Source organism: Dactylosporangium vinaceum, from assembly GCF_019904175.1.
Lineage (GTDB): Bacteria > Actinomycetota > Actinomycetes > Mycobacteriales > Micromonosporaceae > Dactylosporangium > Dactylosporangium vinaceum.
In genome coordinates this window covers 10525443-10542604 of sequence record NZ_CP061913.1, presented here as the reverse complement: position 1 = coordinate 10542604, position 17162 = coordinate 10525443, and the positions used below count along the sequence as shown (strand labels likewise).

Here is a 17162-nt window from a genome sequence, read left to right as displayed (position 1 = left end):
CGTGCGGCTGCGGACCCGCCTGCCCGCCGTGCTGTTCGCCGCCGCCGGTGTGCTGCTGCTCGGCGGTCTCGCCCCGATCGCACTGCACGGCAATGGCGGCGGCACCACCGTGCCGGGCGCGGGTGCCGCGCCGGCCGACCCGCTCGACGCCGGCATCGCCGCGGCCCAGGCCCGGCTGCGGCGCCTGCCCGGCGACTGGAACACCTGGGCGCAGCTGGGCTCCGCCTACGTCGAGCGGGCCCGGGTCACCGGCGATCCCACGTACTACGGCAAGGCCGAGGAAGCGCTGCACCGCTCGCTCGACCTCGCCCCGGCCACCAACTGGGCGGCCATGGCCGGGATGGGCTCGCTGGCCAACGCCCGCCACGACTTCCACGCCGCGCTGGACTGGGGCCGCCGGGCCGAGCGGATCAACCCGGCCGCCGGGAGCGTGCACGGCGTCATCGCGGACGCGCTGACCCAGCTCGGCGATGCGCCCGGCGCCCGGACCGCCGTTCAGCGGATGCTCGACGTCGAGCCCGGCGTCTCCTCGTTCACCCGCGCCTCGTACGACTTCGAGCAGCACGGCCAGACCGAGCCGGCCCGGGCTGCACTGGAGCGGGCTCTGGCCGAGGCGGCCGCGCCCGCAGACCGGGCGTTCTGCCGCTACTACCTGGGCGAGCTGGCCTTCAACACCGGCGATGCGCAGGGTGCACTCGTCCAGTACGACGCCGGTCTCACCGCCGATCCCGGCTATCACCCGCTGCACGCCGGGCGGGGCAAGGCATACCTGGCGCTCGGCCGGACCGCCGACGCCCTGCACGAGTACGAGCTGGCAACCCAGGCCCTGCCGCTGCCGAATCTCGTCGCCGAGTACGGTGACGCGCTCACCGTCGCCGGCCGGCTGGACGCGGCCCGGCAGCAGTACGCGCTGCACGCCGTGCAGCAGAAGCTCTTTGCCGCCGGCGGGGTCGGTGACCGGCTCGGCGACGCGGTCTTCCTGGCCGACCACGGCGACCCGGCCGGCGCGCTCACCGCGGCCCGCGCCGAGTGGGCCGACCGGCAGCCGGCACTCGTCGCCGACGCCCTCGCCTGGGCGCTGCACCGCAACGGTCAGGACACCGAGGCGCTGACCTACGCCACCAAGGCGACCGCGCTCGGCTGGCGCAACGCGACGTTCCTCTACCACCGCGGCGCGATCGAGCACGCGCTCGGCAACGACGCCGACGCCCGCCGCGACCTCGCCGACGCGCTCGCCGTCAACCCACACTTCGACGCGCTGCAGGCTCCCGCCGCCCAGCAGCTCCTCACCTCGATCGGCGGTCGCCCATGAAACGCACCCTCGCCGTCGTCCTCATCGCGACGGCCCTGACCGGCGGCTCCCTGGCCGTCGCCGCACCGGCCGCCGCGCACCCGCTCGGCAACTTCTCCGTCAACCACTTCCACGGCCTGCGGCTGCGGCCAGACCGGATCGAGGACCACGCCGTCGTCGACCAGGCCGAGATCCCGACCCTGCAGGCCCAGCCGGCGCTGGATCGCGACGGCGACGGCACGCTCAGCGATCCGGAGCGGGCCGACGCCGCCGTACAGGGCTGCCGCGACCTGGCCGCCGCCGCGCAGCTGCGGGTCGGGGGCGACGCCGTGCGCTGGACGGTCGACCGGAGCGACCTGCGCTACCGGCCGGGCGCCGCGGGCCTGGCCACGTCCCGCCTCGAATGCGACCTGTCGGCCCGCGCCGACCTCGCCGGCCCGGCCACTGTCGAACTCCACGACGGCTACCGCGCCGACCGGGTCGGCTGGCACGAGATCACCGCGACCGGCGCCGGCGTGCGTATCGAGTCGCCGGCCCGGCAACAGAGCGTCAGCGACGAGCTTCGGACCTACCCGGCGGACCTGCTCGCGTCGCCGCTGGACGAGCGGTCGATCAGCCTCCGGACGACACCGGGCAGCGGCGCGGCCGACACCGTCGCCGCCGGACTCCCCGGCGGCTTCGTCGGTACCCTGCTCGGCCGGTTCACGGCGCTGTTCAACGACCTGGCCGGCCGCCGCGCGCTGACCTTGCCGGTCGGGCTGCTCGCCGTTGTGCTCGCGCTGCTGCTCGGGGCCGGCCACGCGCTGCTGCCCGGCCACGGCAAGACCGTGATGGCGGCCTACATCGCCGGTAAGCGCGGTACCGTGCGCGACGCCGTGACCGTCGGCGCGACCGTCACCGCCACCCACACCGCCGGTGTGCTCGTCCTGGGCGCCGTCCTCACGCTGGTGGCCGGCCTCGCCGGGGAGGCCATTCTCGGCTGGCTCGGCGTCGGCAGCGGCCTGCTCATCGCCGGCATCGGCGCCGGCCTGCTGTATTCGGCGGTGGCCGCCCGGGCCGGGCACAAGGCCGCGCACGCCCACACCCACCAAGCCCACACCCACGACGGCCACGACCATCATGACGGCCATGACCATCACGGCGGCCATAGCCACCACCACCATCACCACCACGACCGGCCGTTGAGCCGGAAGGGCCTCCTCGGGATGGGGATCGCCGGCGGCCTGGTGCCGAGTCCGTCCGCGCTCGTGGTGTTGCTCGGCGCGATCGCGCTCGGCCGGACCTGGTTTGGCATCCTGCTCGTCGTCGCGTACGGCCTCGGCATGGCGGCCGTCCTCACCGCCGCCGGCCTGCTCCTGCTCAAGCTGCGCGACCGGCTCGCGCCGGCCCTGGGCCGCCGGTTCTCCCGGTGGTCCCGACTGGTCACCGCGGCTATGCCCGTGCTCACCGCCGCCCTGGTGCTGATCGTCGGCCTGGGCCTCGCCGTGCGTGGCATCGCTCCGCTCGTCGGCGGCGCCCTGTGACCTGACGCCGGGGTGCGGATATCCGAACCCCGGCTTCGGTCAGTGCGCTGACCCAGCGCCGCTCGGCCGAGCGGCGTCCCCGGAGCACGACATGCTCTCCTGAGGCGGCTCGGCTTGCAGGGCGGTGACCAGGTCGGAGCGCCGCTCTCGGACGGCGCGCTGGTTGACGTAGCCCTTTTCGGTGATCTCTCCGGCGGCCGGTACCGGCACCTCGGTGAGCAGCAGGAGGCGCTCAATGCGTTGGGACGAGCCGGCACCCGATGCCAGCCGGTCGATCGCGGCCTGCAGCGAGCGTCGCAGCCCGGGGTCCGGGTGACCGGACGCGTCGCATTGGTGGGTGTGATCGGCGTGGAATCAGGCGAGCGCGCCCACCTCGTCACCGTCGTGGCCCGGCAGCACGGCGTCCTGCAGCAGGCCCCGCGCCTGTGTCAGCAACGACTGCCGCCGCGTGCCGGTGTCGTCCCGCTCTAGTACCACCCCGCAAAGCGGAAACTTATCGCGCGCTCGCAGAAGTCGGCTTGCATTCATCGGCAGGCTCCTGGACGCCGACGGGTCGCTGCGGTCGCGGTACATGGCATCCGCCGATCTCGATGGTTCCTGCACTGAACGGATGTCGAAAACGCGGCGATCACTACTGAGCAGAGCTCGCACGCCGCAGCGCCAATCACAGTCGGCAATGATTCCTCGGAAAGTATTTAGGACTGACCGTCGATACCGATCGACGAGTTGACGTTCGTCCGAGGTGATACCGCCACATGTCGGCAACGGGACGGTACGCGACAGCACACGCGCGGGCTAACCACAAAAAGAAGGCCCCGACTGGCGGAATTCGCAGGTCGGGGCCTTACTTGATGGTACGCCGCGTAGGACTTGAACCTACGACCCGCATATTGAGAGCATGGTTTGGGCTGCGCCGCGCAGGTGCGATCGATGTCGGATACTGTCATCTTGTGCGTATTTCGCACGTTTCGTGCCGCCGCGCGTGCTGGTGTGTCGCATTCCGTGTCGGCGCGTTCCGAAACCATCGATCGCATGCGGATCACGCTTATCGGGTCGGTGGGGTCGCTGACTACTGCATAGGGGCCACGGCGGCCCGGACAGTTGCTGCGTCACCGCGCCCAATGGCGCAATCAGTGCGTCGCCGGCGTAGGTTGGCAGGGCGAGGCTGAGGAGCGAAGGTGCGATCGGCCGACCGAGGGCAGCGCTGTGAGCACGATAAACAGCCTGACGTTCGTTTACGATACTGCTGGCCTCGTGCGGGGTCAGGCGAGGTCGAGGTGTTCGCCGACGGCGGTGCTGAGCACCCAGGTGAGCGGCATGGATGCGGCCGTCTCGTAGCGGTCGCCGACCAGCCGATACATCGTGACCGTCTGCGGCCCGTCCTGGGAGACGGTCCAGTACTGCGGGATGCCCGCGCTGGCGTACTCGCCGACCTTGTCGACCGTGTCCGCTCCTTTCGACCCGGGCGAGACGATCTCGATAACGAGCAGGACATCGGCCGCCGACAGCCAGACCGCCTCCTGCTGGGCCCGTGACCAGACGACCAGATCGGGGATCCGGCCCCCCTCGCGGCCATCGCGACCCGGAATGCGCAGGCCGATCGCCTGAGCGATCCGGTCTGCCGCGATGGCCGCGCCGAGCCACAGCATGATCCGGGTAGCGATGATCGCATGCGTATACCCGGGCGGTGGCATGACCGACAGCACTCCCTCGGGGCTGATCTCGTACCGGTGGCCGTGCGGGTCTTCGGCCATGGCCGCGGTCAGGTCGTCGAGCGTCGCGACTGCCGGCATGTGCCGGCCCATCACCTCAGCGCTCATGCCAGCCAGTCTACCCGCGAGCCTGCCCGCGGATCCCGCTACGCATGCCCGGGCCTCCGATCCGGATTCGGCCGCGTCCGATGCAGGCCGCCCGTCATGTGGCCAACGGTTGCGGATCTCGGCCCGATGGGGCCTGGGGAGCCGACCGCCATCGGTCATGGGGGCGCCGTTGCATCTCGGGATCGGACGGTGCGTTGAAGCGAGTGCCGCCGGTCTTCAGATGGCGGTGGCGAGTTCGGTGAACGCCGCGGCGACGCGCAGCCCGCGTGGGGCGTTGACGCCGAGTTCGTAGTGCCCGCGGCGCAGGTTCTGCATGAACGCGTGCCCGGCGATGATCGTCCGCGCGGTGCGGTCGGTCTGTAGTCCCCGCATCGGTCTGAGCCGGTGCTTAAGCTGGCTATGGTCGGCTTCCACCCGGTTGTTGGCGTGCCGTTCGACGTGGTGCCACGCCGATGGGCCCAGCTCATCGAGCACCGCCGGGTACGTCGGCGCCGCGTCGGTGATCACCTCGACGGGCCGCACCTTCAACGTGACCATCGCCTTGCGGAAGAACCGGCGTGCCGCCTCGGCGTCGCGGCGGGCGGAGACGAGTACGTCGATGACCTGGCCGCGCTGGTCGACAGCCCGGTACACGTACCGCCAGACGCCGTTGACCTTCACATAGGTCTCGTCCGTGAACCACCTGTCACCGGGTGCGTGCCGGCACCACCGGGCCGCGTCAGCCAGCAGCGGCGTGAAGCGTTGCACCCAGCGGAAGATGGTGACGTGATCGACCTCGACACCCCGCTCAAGCAGCAACTCCTCGACATCGCGGTAAGAGAGGTCGTACCGCAGGTACAGCCGAACCGCGACCACAATCACGTTGGGTGGGAACCGGAACCCGGCGAACGCCGACCGCGGTGGTAGGACTGGACCCCGACGGTTCGAGTGCTTCACCGCTCAAGCCTGCCTGAGCAGGGCAACGCTCGATGCAACGGATCTTTATCGGCTCATGAATCTCGGACCCATTGCTGATCCAGAAGGCGCCCAGGCTCACGCTAGATGTTCTCGATCGTTGGGCGGCGAAAGACATCCGGGTGAGATGTGCAAAGAGCCCGCGGCAGGCTTCGAACCTGTGTCGGCGGCGATTTGGCGAACTCCACCGTTTGTTGGTGTTGTCCAATCGCGATTAATGCTGGCACGGGACGCACTCTGCAGATCACACGCCGATCACACAAATGTCTATCTTGGACATGAAACAGGCCATGACCGCCGGGCTCTTGCCCAGGTCATGGCCTATCTCGCGTTGTACGCCGCGTAGGACTTGAACCTACAACCCGCAGATTAAGAGTCTGCTGCTCTGCCAGTTGAGCTAGCGGCGCCCGGCTGAACGGAGGTAACCCTAGCACGCACCCCCGGGCGTGCAAAAACGAGATACCCCCGTCCAGGCGTGACCTCCGCGACTACTCCTCGTCGTCCTCCCAGAAGAAGTCCGTCTCCGCGGTCGGCGCGGGGTCCTCGGTGAGGAGTTCGGCGTCGTCGAGCTCCTCGTCGGGCTGGTCCCAGGTGGTGGGTGGGTTCGGCATCTCGGCTGTCATGCGGGCACCCCCGTGTCGGTGAACTTCCAAGAGCCGGCGAGCTACCCGGGGCCGGGCGTCCTAACCGCGGCGGGCCAGGTGGAAGCGCGCAGGACGAGCGTGGTGGGCATAAGCAGCTCTTCCGGGGTCCACGCGCCCGAGCTCATGGCGCGCCGGAGCATGCCGGCGGCCAGGACGCCCTGTTCGAAGACTCGCTGGCGGACGGTGGTCAAGTCGAGCAGGGCGCTCAGCTCGTGGTCGTCGAAGCCGATTACCGATACATGACGCCCGGTGCGCCGCAGGGCGCTCAGGGCGCCGAACGCCAGTTCGTCGGACTCGGCGAACACTGCGGTGGGTGGGTCCGGGAGGGTGAGGAGGCGGCGCATGGCCTGCTCGCCGCCGTCCATGCCGTGGGGGACCGACATGATCAGGTCGTCGTCGACGGCGACGCCGGCGGACGACAGGATCTCGACGTAGGCGCGGTGGCGGGCGTGGGCGACCGGCAGGAACATGCTCTGGTCGTTGTACGTCGAGATCATGCCGATCCGGCGGTGGCCCAGGGCCAGGAGGTGCTGGACCGCGGAGCCGGCGGCGGCCACGTCGTCGATGCGGACGCAGCCGGCGCCGGGGACGTCGTGGCCGACGGCCACGATGGGCACGCCGAGGGAGAGCAGGGCGGTGGTCTCGGCGTCGGTGAACTGCATGGCGACGGTGAGGACGGCGTCCACGCGGCGGCGCAGGGGGAGGGCGTCGAAGAAGCGTTGCCGGGACGGGATGTCGCCGATGTTGTACAGCAGCAGGTCGAGCGAGTGCGCCCGCAGGACGGACTCGGCGCCGGCGACGATCTGGCCGAAGAACCAGCGGGAGGCGTAGGGGACGATCACGCCGACCGTGTGCGTGCGGCCGCTGGCCAGACGGGAGGCGATCGGCGAGACGACATACGACAGTGACGCCGCGGCGTGCAGCACGCGGTCGCGCGTCTCGTCGGAGACGTTGGGCAGCCCGCGGAGCGTTCGCGACACGGTCGCGGTCGACACTCCCGCGAGCCGGGCCACGTCCTCCATGCTGACGGGCGGTGGAACGTCAGCCACACGCGGAAGGCTAGGCAACGTGACGGGCTCACGGCAATATGTCGGGCACGTTGCTAACTCGTTATCGACATAAGCGGTTTTGGGGCTCGACAAACCGACCTTGCAAACGCTTACATCCGAGGAACGCAAGGCACACACCCCAGCACACCGGGTACGCGGGCACGCTCCGCCGCGGACCGGAAATAGCCAAAGGAGGCTACTTATGGCCGTCCTCTCGAGGCGGCGTCGGGCGTTCATGCTCGCCGGTGCGGCCACGATGGCCCTCGCCGCGTCCGCCTGTGGCGGATCTGGCGACACCGGCTCCAGCAACGCCGACAAGCCCGAGTGCGCGCCGTACGCGCAGTACAAGGTCGACAAGACGAAGCACGTCTCGATCTACGCCACGATTCGCGACGTCGAGGCCGACAAGCTCGAGCAGTCGTGGAAGCAGTTCGAGGACTGCACCAATATCAAGATCGATTACGAGGGCTCGGGCGAGTTCGAGACCCAGATCAAGGTGCGCGCCGACGGCGGCCAGCCGCCGGACATCGCGGTCTTCCCGCAGCCGGGTCTGCTCTCGACGTTCGCCAAGTCCGGCCAGCTCAAGCAGCTGCCCGCGGCGGTGCAGGCGAACCTCGACAAGAACTGGTCGAAGGACTGGGCCAAGTACGCGACAGTCGACGGCAAGGTCTACGGCGTGCCGATGGGCGCCAACGTGAAGTCGCTGGTGTGGTACTCGCCCAGCCTCTTCAAGGAGAAGGGCTACAAGGTCCCCACCACGTGGGACGAGATGATCAAGCTGTCCGACACGATCGCGGGCAGCGGCATCCAGGCGTGGTGCGCCGGCATCGAGTCCGGTGACGCGACCGGCTGGCCGGCCACGGACTGGATCGAGGACATCGTCCTGCGCGACCAGGGCCCGGACGTGTACGACCAGTGGGTCAACCACACGATCCCGTTCAACGACCCGAAGATCTTCTCGGCCGCCGAGCGCGCCGCGTCGATCCTCAAGAACCCGAAGTACGTGGGCAACCCGAAGACCATCGTGACCACCTCCTTCCAGGAGGCCGGCCTGCCGGTCAAGGACAAGAAGTGCGGCCTGCACCGCCAGGCGAACTTCTACTCCAACCAGTGGCCGAAGGGCACGAACGTCGGCCCGGACGGTGACGTCTACGCCTTCTACTTCCCGCCGGTCGACCCGGCCAAGGGCAAGCCGGTGCTTGTCGGTGGCGAGTTCGTCTCGGCGTTCTCGGACCGCGAAGAGGTCGTCAAGGTGCAGACCTACCTCGCCTCCGGCGAGTGGGCCAACAGCAAGGCGAAGCTCGGCGACTGGATCTCGGCCAACAAGAGCCTCGACGTGAGTGCCGTGACCGGCACGATCGACAAGCTCTCGGTGCAGATCCTGCAGGACCCGGCCACCGTGGCCCGGTTCGACGGCTCGGACCTGATGCCCGCGCAGGTCGGCTCGAAGTCCTTCTGGACCGGTATGACCGACTGGATCAACGGCACCAAGGACACCAAGGCGACGCTGGACTACATCGAAAGCACCTGGCCGAAATAACCTGAACTGAGGTCCGGGTCCGGCGTCAAGCACCACGGCGCCGGACCCGGCTGGTCGGAGGACACCCCCCATGGATTACGACTTCTCCGAGGACGTCGCCAAAATCTGGCCGGCGCTCACGTTCATGGCCGGCTTCGTTGTCATCGTCGGCGCGCTGCTGTTCGTGCTCGACATCCTGCCCCGCTGGGGCCGGGGCAAGGAACGGCTGCAGATGGCCGGCTTTCTCGGCCCGGCGCTGATCCTGCTCGGCGTCGGCCTGGTGTACCCGCTGTTCCGCACGGTGTACCAGTCGTTCCTCGACGCCAGCAGCGACTCGTTCATCGGCTTCGAGAACTACAGCTGGATCTTCACCAACGACGACACCCTCATCATGCTGCGCAACACGCTGCTGTGGGTCGTCTTCGTGCCGAGCCTCGCGACCGGCTTCGGCCTGCTCTACGCGGTGCTCGTCGACAAGGCCCGCGGCGAGGGCATCGCCAAGTCCCTGATCTTCATGCCGATGGCCATCTCCCTCGTCGGCGCATCGATCATCTGGAAGTTCATCTACGCCTACCGCGACCCGGGCGTGGAGCAGATCGGTCTGCTCAACCAGATCCTGGTGTGGTTCGGCGGCGAGCCCAAGCAGTTCCTGAGCACCGCCCCGGGCAACACCTTCTACATGATCGCGATCCTGATCTGGATTCAGGCCGGCTTCGCGATGGTCATCCTCTCCGCCGCGATCAAGGCCATCCCGTCCGAGATCGTCGAGGCCGCGCGCCTCGACGGTGCCAACCCGTGGCAGATGTTCTGGCGGGTGACGATGCCGAGCATCCGCCCGGCCGTCATCGTCGTCACGGTGACCATCACGATCGCCACCCTGAAGGTCTTCGACATCGTCCGGACCATGACCGGTGGCCAGTTCCGCAGCAGCGTGCTCGCCGTGGAGATGTACAACCAGGCCTTCCGCTCCTACGACGCCGGCAAGGGCTCGGCGCTGGCCGTCCTGCTCTTCGTGCTGGTCCTGCCGATCGTCGTCTACCAGGCCCGGCAACTGCGGCAACGAACGGAGACGCGATGAGCACCGACGCCAGCAGCAAGGACGCCGCCGCCGTCAGCACGGACGCGGCCGACGCGCCCGAGGCGAGCCCGCTCTACCGACCCGACACCGGCGGCGAGACGATGGCCGGCCGGGTGCGCCGCAAGCTCACGTCCCGGGCCGCCAGCGTCGTCTCGATCATCATCGCCCTGGTCTGGACGATCCCGACCTTCGGCCTGCTCGTCTCGTCGGTACGGCCCGAGGGCGACATCAAGTCCACCGGCTGGTGGACGTTCTTCAAGCACCCGAGCCTGACCCTGGACAACTACAACGAGGTCGTCTTCGGCACCTCGGCCAGCTCCGGCCGCCTGGCCAGCTACTTCGTCAACTCGCTGGTCATCACCGTCCCGGCGGTGCTGTTCTCGGTGACGCTGGCGGCGATGGCGGCCTATGCGCTGTCGTGGCTGAACTTCCGGGGCCGCGACTGGATCTTCATCGGTGTGTTCGCGCTGCAGATCGTTCCCCTGCAGATGGCCCTCATCCCGATGCTCCAGCTCGTCAAGGACTACACCGGATGGGGCGGCGGCTTCTTCGCGGTGTGGTTCGCCCACACCTGCTTCGGCCTCCCGCTCGGCGTGTTCCTCCTGCACAACTTCATGTCCGAGCTGCCCAAGGACCTGTTCGAGGCCGCCCGGGTGGACGGCGCGGGCCCGGCCATGACGTTCCGGCGGATCGTCCTGCCGCTTGTCACCCCCGCACTGGCCTCACTTACCATCTTCCAGTTCCTGTGGATCTGGAATGATCTGCTGGTGGCGCTGGTGTTCACTTCGGGGCAGGGCAACCGTCCGCTGACGGCGCGGCTCGCCGAGCTCGCGGGCACCCGGGGCAACGACTGGCAGCGGCTGACCTCCGGCGCGTTCGTGTCGATGATCATCCCGCTGGTCGTGTTCCTGTCGCTGCAACGCTATTTCGTACGCGGCCTGCTGGCCGGTGGAGTCAAGGGGTGAGTTCGCTGCTCTGGTGGCGTGATGCCGTGATCTATCAGGTCTACCCGCGCTCGTTCGCCGACGCGGACGGTGATGGAATGGGCGACCTGCGCGGCATCACGTCGCGCCTCGACCACCTGGTCGAGCTGGGCGTCGACGCACTCTGGATGTCCCCGTTCTACCCTTCGCCGCAGCATGACGCGGGCTACGACGTGGCGGACTACCGCGACGTCGACCCCCGCTTCGGCTCGCTCGCCGACTTCGACGCGCTCGCCGCCGCGGCCAAGGAGCGCGGACTGCGGGTGATCGTCGATCTGGTGCCCAACCACACGTCGAGCGACCACGCCTGGTTCCAGGCCGCGCTCGCGGGCGGTCCGGGCAGTGCGGCGCGGGACCGGTACCACTTCCGCAAAGGCCTTGGCATCGACGGTGAGCAGCCGCCGAACGGATGGCAGAGCGTCTTCGGCGGCCCGGCCTGGACCCGGGTGCCGGACGGTGAGTGGTACCTACACCTGTTCGACACGAGCCAGCCGGACCTCAACTGGGACCTGCCCGAGGTCCGGGCCATGTTCGAGGATGTCCTGCGGTTCTGGCTCGACCGCGGCGTCGACGGCTTCCGGGTCGACGTCGCCCACGGCCTGATCAAGGAGAGCGGCCTGCCGGACTGGACCGAGGCCCAGGTCCCGATCACCGCACCCGGCGCCGAGCACCGCACGCCACCCATGTGGGATCAGGACGGCGTGCACGAGGTGTACCGCCAGTGGCGCCACATCCTCGACAGCTACCCCGGCGACCGGATCATGGTCGGCGAGGCGTGGGTCGCGCCGGCCGAGCGGCTCGCGCGGTACGTGCGCCCGGACGAGATGCATCAGGCGTTCAACTTCAACTACCTGATGGCGCCGTGGACGGCGGCCGACCAGCGCGAGGCCATCGAGTCCAGCCTCGCGGGCGTCGCACCAGTCGGTGCGATCTGCACCTGGGTGCTGTCGAACCACGATGTCGTACGCCACGCAAGCCGCCTCGGCTACGAACCCGGCTACTCCACCCAGGGCGGGATCGGCGCCGACGACCCGCAGCCGGACGAGGCGCTCGGCCTGCGCCGGGCCCGGGCGGCCACGCTGCTGATGCTCGCACTGCCGGGCTCGGCGTACGTGTACCAGGGCGAGGAGCTCGGCCTGCCCGAGCACACCACACTGCCTGACGAGGCGCGCCAGGACCCGACCTGGTTCCGCTCGCAGCACCAGGTCCGCGGCCGCGACGGCTGCCGGGTGCCGATCCCGTGGCAGGCCGACGCCCCCGCCTACGGCTTCGGCCCGAGCGGCAAGACGTGGCTGCCGCAGCCCGACGACTGGGACCGGTTCGCCGCCGACCGCGAGCGCGGGGTGCCCGGGTCGACCCTCTCGATGTACACGGAGGCGCTGCGCCTGCGCCGGGCCTACGGTCTCGGCCGCGGCACCCTGACGTGGAACGAGGGCGTCGACTTCGTCAACGGCACGGTCCGGGTGATCACCAACTTCGGGCCCGCCCCGGCCCCGCTCCCGCCGGGTGAGGTGCTGCTGGCCAGCGGCGACCTGGCCGCCGACGGCAGCCTGCCGCCCGACACGACGGCCTGGCTGCGGGCGTGACAGCGGCGGCTACCGTCGAGTCATGACCGCTTTGATCGCAATCGTCTACAGCCATCTCAGCCCGGCCTTCCTCAACGCCCTGGACACCGGGCTGGAGATCGAGAGGAGCCGCCGCAGCTACGGCCGCGGCGGCCTCTTCGGTGGCTGCTGCTGCCTGGTGGTCGTCATCATCGCGGTCGTGGCCGCAGTGATCATCATGCGGCGCCGGCGCCCGCGCGCTTAGTTTCGACAGTCCCCGGCCGATGGGTGGGTTGTAAACCGTCGGCGAAGGGAACCATCCGGCAATGGCGCGAGTCCTGCTCATCGACGACGACGCGGAAATCCGCGAGACCACCGCCATCCGGCTGCAGATCGGCGGCCACCACGTCATCTCCGCGGCGAGCCCGCAGGAGGCGCTCTCGGTGGCCGCCGGGGAGCCACGCTTCGACGTGGCGGTGCTCGACCTGCACCTGCCCCGGGTGGACGGCGACGAGCTGCTGGACCTCCTGCGCCGCAACTCCGCGACGGCCGACCTGCCGGTGGTCTTCTACAGCGCCAGCTCCCCCCACGCGACATCGGTGCACGGGCTCTCCCTCGCCGACACCAGGCTCACGAAGGGCCGCTCGCTCAACAGCCTCCTCGCCACCATCAGCTGCCTGTCGGCCTGAGGTGCAAACGCGTTGCAGCCTCGGGTGATCTGAGTTTTACCAGGTCAAAGACGGGTAGCGTTTTCGCTCGGGCGCGGCGCCGCGGCATAGCGGCGACAGGGAAGGTGCGCCGACCGAAGGGGGTGTCCGCTTGATGCGGATCGTGTGCGATACCCAGCGAGGAGCCGACTATGTGGCCGCCTGAGGAAGAGCGATTTGCGGACCGTACGGCCGCCGGACGCATGCTCGGCCGGGAGATCGCCGAATACCTACGCCAGCATTCAACCGCCAAGACCACCAAGCAGCCGCTGGTACTCGCCCTGCCGAAGGGTGGCGTACCGGTGGCGATGGCCGTGGCCGACACGATCGGGGCGGAGTTCGACCTCGTCATCTCACGCAAGATCGGGCTGCCGTGGCAGTCGGACCAGGGCGTGGGCGCGATCGCGGAGAACGGGCCGGCCGTCTTCGACCTGAGCGCCGTCGCTGCCGTCGGTCTCAACGTCCACGATCTCGCGCCCGCCGTACAGCGCGAGCGGGTCGAGCTGCGGCGCCGCCAGGAGCGCTACCGCGGATCGCGCCCGGCGCCGGACGTGGCCGGCCGCGTGGTCGTGGTCGTCGACGACGGGCTCGCGACCGGGGTGACGGCCCGGGCCGCGGTCCGCGCGCTCCAGGCCGGACGGCCCGAGCACCTGATCTTCGCCGCGCCCGTCTGCGCGGCCGAGTCGGTCGACCTGCTGGCCGCCGACGTCGACATGGTCATCGACATCCACAGTCCACGGGAGTTCCACGCGCTCGGGCTGTACTACCACGATTTCGCCCCGCTGACCGACGCGCACGTCCTGCAGATGTGCACGCAGATGTGGAGCGACACGCGGATCCCCGCGACGGTGTAGACGGCCTGAAGTGATTCGCGATCCCGGCACCGGTTTTTCCCGGTGCCGGGATCGCGGTGTTTATATCGCGAGCACGGGGTAGGTCATCACCCCATGAGGGCGGAAGGCCTGCGGGCCCACGTCGAACGCCGGGGTGATGCCGCGGTCGTGTGCCTCAGCGGCGTCCTGGGGGTGGACACCTCCCCGGTCCTGCGCTCGGCCGTGCTGGCCTGCCTCGCCGCCGAGCCGTCGGTGATCGTGCTCGAGGTCGCCGGCCTGCGCCTCCACGACGACGTGGCCCTGACCGTGCTCCCGGCGCTGGCGCGGCACGCCGCCGCCTGGCCGGGCATCGCCATGGTCCTGGCCGCCGTGCCGGCCCCGCTCGCCGCGGCGCTCGACCGGATGGCCGTGACCCACTCCATGCGCGCGTTCCCGACGATCGACGCGGCCCTGGCGATGCCCCACGACGGGCGGGGGCCCGCCGATCGCCAGGCCACCGTCTCCCTCCCGCCGCTGCTCGACGCCACCGCGGCCGCGCGGCACCTGGTGGCTCGGGCCTGCGGCCGGTGGGGCTTCGAAAACGTCCGCGACGTCGCCGAGCTGGTCGTCACCGAACTGGTCAGCAATGTGCTGCGGCACGCCGGGACCAAAATGGATGTGAAGGCCACCCGGGATCACCGTTGTCTGCATATTTCGGTGCGCGACCGCGGCGCCGGAATGCCTCACCTGGGCGGCCACCCCGCCGACGAGATCCTCTCTGAGGATGGGCGCGGACTGCTCGTCGTGAGCGCGCTGACCCGGGCCTGGGGCTGCATTCCGGTGCCGGACGGCAAGGTGGTGTGGGCGACTGTAGGTCAATGAAGAGGTCACCCTTTACCTCATCCTTTCGCTTTGAAAATTGGCCGGAATTGGTGCGTACAGTGATCCGGAAAGCAAATCCGCCTGAGCAGATTAGGGGGAGTCTCCGCCATGGAGACAATGCCTACGGATTCGGTACCAGCACTGGACACCTGGCGGAATGGAGACGATGAGATCCTGCGCCCGTCCGGCGTTCTCGACTATCCGGCGAGCGTCGGCCTGCGGGTCGCGCTCTCGCGACACCTCGACGAGGGCCGCCTGAGCCTGACCGTGGACCTGTCCCGGCTGCGCCTGCTCGACTGCGCGGCGGCGGACACGCTGCTGCACGCCCAGGCCGAGGCGGCCGAGCGCGGCGGGGCCCTGCGCGCGCCGGGCGCGTCGGACCTGGTGCTGGACGTGCTCGAGATCATCGGGGCGGCCAAGCAGCTGCGGGCGTACGACGCCCCGCCCGCCGGTGCCCCGCCATCCACCGAGGAGCCGCCGGACGCCGAGCCCCCGAGCCAGTGGACGACAGTCAACGAGCTGCTGCGCCAGGCCGCCGCGCTGGAGCGCTCCGACCCGCGCCGCGCCGCGCTGCGCGACCGCGCGGTGGCCCACAGCCTTCCGCTGGCCGACCGCCTGGCCCGCCGCTTCCACGGCATGGGCGAGTCACCGGCCGACCTGAGCCAGGTGGCGGCACTCGGCCTGATGAAGGCGATTGAGGGCTTCGACCCCGACTACGGCACCGACTTCGGCGGTTACGCGACGCCGACGATCGTGGGGGAGCTGAAGCGGTACTTCCGCGACAAGGGCTGGGGCGTCCACGTCCCGCGGCGCCTCCAGGAGCTGCGCATCGAGATCAACCGGGTCCGCGACGCGCTGGGCCAGCGCCTCGGCCGCTCGCCGACCCCCCGGGACGTCGCCGAGCACCTGGGGATCCACGAGGAGCAGGTACTCGAGGCGCTGGTGGCCTCCTCGGCCTATCGGCCGGTCTCGCTCTTCGCCCCGCTGGGCGGCGACGACGACGCCGGAACGCTCGCGGACGTGCTCGGCGACGACGACCGCGACATCGACAGCGTCGAGTTCCGCCAGGCCGTCCGGCCCCTCATCGCCCGCCTTCCGGAGCGCGAACGGCGCATCCTGTCACTGCGCTTCTACGGCAACCGCACCCAGGCCCAGATCGCGGCCGACCTGGGCATTTCCCAGATGCACGTGTCGCGCCTGCTCAGTCGCACCCTGGAGGGCCTGCGCCGGGCACTGCTCGACGGTTGAGATCACCGCTGCGCGGGTAGTAGGGCCCCCGGTTGGACACAGGGTCTCGCACGACGTGTGGAGGGGGAGCCGTGACAGACCTCCACACCGTGGAGTTCGCCGCCGTGCTGCGCCAGCTGACCGCCCGGCTGATCGCCAGCGACAACCTCGACGAGGCACTGGAGGACCTCGTGGAGACCGCCGCCGACCTCGTCGAGGGCGCCTCCTGGTGCACGGTGACGCTCGTCCGCGCGGGCGACCCGTCCACGGCCGCGGCCTCGGCGGGCCTCCCCGACTCCCTTGTCGACACGGGTGCCGGCCCCTGCATGGAGGCCATCCGCACCCGCGACCTCATCCTCGCCGACGACCTGTCGGTCGACGACCGCTGGCCTTCCTGGCGGCCCGGCGCCCTGGCAGCGGGCGTGAAGGGTGTCCTCGCGGTGCCGGTGGACATCGATTCACACGCAATAGGGGCCTTGACGGTGTACGCCGCCGAGCCCGGACGTTTCACCACCGACGTCGGGCTGACCGCCATGCTGGTGGCCGAGCACGCGGGCCTCCTGCTGTCCGCGGTCCTGGACCGCGGCCGCCGCGCCAACGTGCACGCGGAGCTCACGACGGCCCTGACCGAAGCCCTGACCGACGGCGAGACAGTGAACCGCGCGGTCGGCATCATGATGGTCCAGCGCGCCTGCTCCGCCGATGCCGCACTGGAGGTCCTCCGCGGCACCGCCGCCCGCCTGGGCCTGCCGCTGACCGCCGTCGCCGAACGCCTCGTCGAAACGATCGAGCAGCGAGTCGCCTCATAACCCGTCGCCCGTCCGTGCGCACCAGCAACGATGTCTTCGGGCAGCCACGTGCGTGTGGTCAGCGGCCTCGCGCGGGCGGCCACTGCAGGCGCCACCCGCTGGTGGCCATGTCCGCCGGCGGCCATGCGCAGGGCGCCACGGATCTCGGAGAAGGAGCCCTCGTCAAACAGGCCCTTCACCACCTTGCGTATGTGCGCAGGCGGGCCACGTGCGTGCGGCCACGTGCGCCGGCGGCGGCCACGCGCGGACTGGCGCCCACGTGCACCGGGCCCGACCGTGCGGCTGGCTGGAGACCCGAGCTCGATCCACTCGTTCACAAA

The 17162-nt window shown here is 70.0% G+C and carries 17 protein-coding genes and 1 tRNA gene; 13 read left to right on the top strand and 5 right to left on the bottom strand.

Annotation, left to right across the window (positions count from 1 at the left end; translation table 11 throughout):
• Window position 1: 1 nt before the first annotated feature.
• From Dvina_RS47370 to Dvina_RS47360, 3 genes are all read left to right on the top strand, one after another.
• Window positions 2-1312 carry a tetratricopeptide repeat protein gene (locus tag Dvina_RS47370; RefSeq protein ID WP_223098287.1) on the top strand — a complete coding sequence of 437 codons (1311 nt, stop codon included), beginning with the start codon at window positions 2-4 and terminating at the stop codon, window positions 1310-1312.
• Window positions 1309-2814: a nickel/cobalt transporter gene (locus Dvina_RS47365; protein WP_223098284.1), complete on the top strand. Its 1506-nt coding sequence runs from the start codon at window positions 1309-1311 to the stop codon at window positions 2812-2814. The genes Dvina_RS47370 and Dvina_RS47365 overlap by 4 nt, the downstream gene beginning before the upstream one ends.
• A 114-nt stretch (window positions 2815-2928) precedes the next feature.
• Entirely contained in the window at window positions 2929-3285 is a 357-nt protein-coding gene (locus tag Dvina_RS47360; RefSeq protein ID WP_223098283.1) for a hypothetical protein, read from the top strand.
• A 791-nt stretch (window positions 3286-4076) separates the two neighbouring features.
• Here the strand turns inward: Dvina_RS47360 and Dvina_RS47355 are convergent.
• The 5 genes from Dvina_RS47355 to Dvina_RS47340 all read right to left on the bottom strand — a co-directional run bounded on the left by Dvina_RS47355 (window position 4077) and on the right by Dvina_RS47340 (window position 7281).
• Window positions 4077-4634 carry a Uma2 family endonuclease gene (locus Dvina_RS47355; RefSeq protein WP_246655787.1) on the bottom strand — a complete coding sequence of 186 codons (558 nt, stop codon included), beginning with the start codon at window positions 4632-4634 and terminating at the stop codon, window positions 4077-4079.
• A 216-nt stretch (window positions 4635-4850) separates the two neighbouring features.
• Entirely contained in the window at window positions 4851-5570 is a 720-nt protein-coding gene (locus Dvina_RS47350) for an IS6 family transposase (RefSeq protein WP_223098281.1), read from the bottom strand.
• Window positions 5571-5922: 352 nt separating this feature from the next.
• Window positions 5923-5995, bottom strand: a tRNA-Lys gene (locus Dvina_RS47345).
• Window positions 5996-6076: 81 nt separating this feature from the next.
• On the bottom strand, window positions 6077-6211 hold the full coding sequence (locus Dvina_RS55445) for a hypothetical protein (protein WP_261961202.1): 135 nt from the start codon (window positions 6209-6211) through the stop codon (window positions 6077-6079).
• Window positions 6212-6252: 41 nt separating this feature from the next.
• Window positions 6253-7281, bottom strand: coding sequence for a LacI family DNA-binding transcriptional regulator (locus Dvina_RS47340; protein WP_246655786.1), 1029 nt, complete (start codon window positions 7279-7281; stop codon window positions 6253-6255).
• Window positions 7282-7483: 202 nt separating this feature from the next.
• Here Dvina_RS47340 and Dvina_RS47335 point away from each other — a divergent pair, with 202 nt between their 5' ends.
• From Dvina_RS47335 to Dvina_RS47290, 10 genes are all read left to right on the top strand, one after another.
• Window positions 7484-8821: an ABC transporter substrate-binding protein gene (locus tag Dvina_RS47335; RefSeq protein WP_223098279.1), complete on the top strand. Its 1338-nt coding sequence runs from the start codon at window positions 7484-7486 to the stop codon at window positions 8819-8821.
• A gap of 70 nt (window positions 8822-8891) precedes the next feature.
• Window positions 8892-9878 (top strand): carbohydrate ABC transporter permease, encoded by a 987-nt coding sequence (locus Dvina_RS47330; RefSeq protein ID WP_223098277.1) that lies wholly within the window; start codon window positions 8892-8894, stop codon window positions 9876-9878.
• A 101-nt stretch (window positions 9879-9979) separates the two neighbouring features.
• On the top strand, window positions 9980-10843 hold the full coding sequence (locus Dvina_RS47325; protein ID WP_246656678.1) for a carbohydrate ABC transporter permease: 864 nt from the start codon (window positions 9980-9982) through the stop codon (window positions 10841-10843).
• The gene (locus Dvina_RS47320) at window positions 10840-12447 is read left to right on the top strand and encodes a glycoside hydrolase family 13 protein (RefSeq protein ID WP_380028197.1); all 1608 of its coding nucleotides are present in this window, start codon (window positions 10840-10842) and stop codon (window positions 12445-12447) included. The genes Dvina_RS47325 and Dvina_RS47320 overlap by 4 nt, the downstream gene beginning before the upstream one ends.
• Window positions 12448-12469: 22 nt before the next feature.
• On the top strand, window positions 12470-12670 hold the full coding sequence (locus tag Dvina_RS47315; protein WP_223098274.1) for a hypothetical protein: 201 nt from the start codon (window positions 12470-12472) through the stop codon (window positions 12668-12670).
• Between the two features lie 61 nt (window positions 12671-12731).
• The gene (locus Dvina_RS47310) at window positions 12732-13094 is read left to right on the top strand and encodes a response regulator (RefSeq protein ID WP_223098272.1); all 363 of its coding nucleotides are present in this window, start codon (window positions 12732-12734) and stop codon (window positions 13092-13094) included.
• A gap of 170 nt (window positions 13095-13264) precedes the next feature.
• Window positions 13265-13966 carry a phosphoribosyltransferase gene (locus tag Dvina_RS47305; RefSeq protein ID WP_223098269.1) on the top strand — a complete coding sequence of 234 codons (702 nt, stop codon included), beginning with the start codon at window positions 13265-13267 and terminating at the stop codon, window positions 13964-13966.
• Between the two features lie 93 nt (window positions 13967-14059).
• On the top strand, window positions 14060-14806 hold the full coding sequence (locus tag Dvina_RS47300) for an ATP-binding protein (RefSeq protein WP_223098267.1): 747 nt from the start codon (window positions 14060-14062) through the stop codon (window positions 14804-14806).
• Between the two features lie 108 nt (window positions 14807-14914).
• Complete coding sequence (locus Dvina_RS47295) at window positions 14915-16054, top strand: SigB/SigF/SigG family RNA polymerase sigma factor (RefSeq protein ID WP_223098264.1); 1140 nt, start codon at window positions 14915-14917, stop codon at window positions 16052-16054.
• Between the two features lie 71 nt (window positions 16055-16125).
• Window positions 16126-16842: a GAF and ANTAR domain-containing protein gene (locus tag Dvina_RS47290; RefSeq protein ID WP_223098261.1), complete on the top strand. Its 717-nt coding sequence runs from the start codon at window positions 16126-16128 to the stop codon at window positions 16840-16842.
• The last annotated feature ends 320 nt before the right edge of the window (window positions 16843-17162 follow it).

Coding starts and splice junctions, on each gene's coding strand:
- Dvina_RS47300 (WP_223098267.1), top strand. CDS start 14,060: ATGAGGGCGGAAGGCCTGCGGGCCCACGTCGAACGCCGGGGTGATGCC.
- Dvina_RS47305 (WP_223098269.1), top strand. CDS start 13,265: ATGTGGCCGCCTGAGGAAGAGCGATTTGCGGACCGTACGGCCGCCGGA.
- Dvina_RS47365 (WP_223098284.1), top strand. CDS start 1,309: ATGAAACGCACCCTCGCCGTCGTCCTCATCGCGACGGCCCTGACCGGC.
- Dvina_RS47325 (WP_246656678.1), top strand. CDS start 9,980: ATGGCCGGCCGGGTGCGCCGCAAGCTCACGTCCCGGGCCGCCAGCGTC.
- Dvina_RS47310 (WP_223098272.1), top strand. CDS start 12,732: ATGGCGCGAGTCCTGCTCATCGACGACGACGCGGAAATCCGCGAGACC.
- Dvina_RS47295 (WP_223098264.1), top strand. CDS start 14,915: ATGGAGACAATGCCTACGGATTCGGTACCAGCACTGGACACCTGGCGG.
- Dvina_RS47335 (WP_223098279.1), top strand. CDS start 7,484: ATGGCCGTCCTCTCGAGGCGGCGTCGGGCGTTCATGCTCGCCGGTGCG.
- Dvina_RS47330 (WP_223098277.1), top strand. CDS start 8,892: ATGGATTACGACTTCTCCGAGGACGTCGCCAAAATCTGGCCGGCGCTC.
- Dvina_RS47315 (WP_223098274.1), top strand. CDS start 12,470: ATGACCGCTTTGATCGCAATCGTCTACAGCCATCTCAGCCCGGCCTTC.
- Dvina_RS47355 (WP_246655787.1), bottom strand. CDS start 4,634: ATGAGCGCTGAGGTGATGGGCCGGCACATGCCGGCAGTCGCGACGCTC.
- Dvina_RS55445 (WP_261961202.1), bottom strand. CDS start 6,211: ATGACAGCCGAGATGCCGAACCCACCCACCACCTGGGACCAGCCCGAC.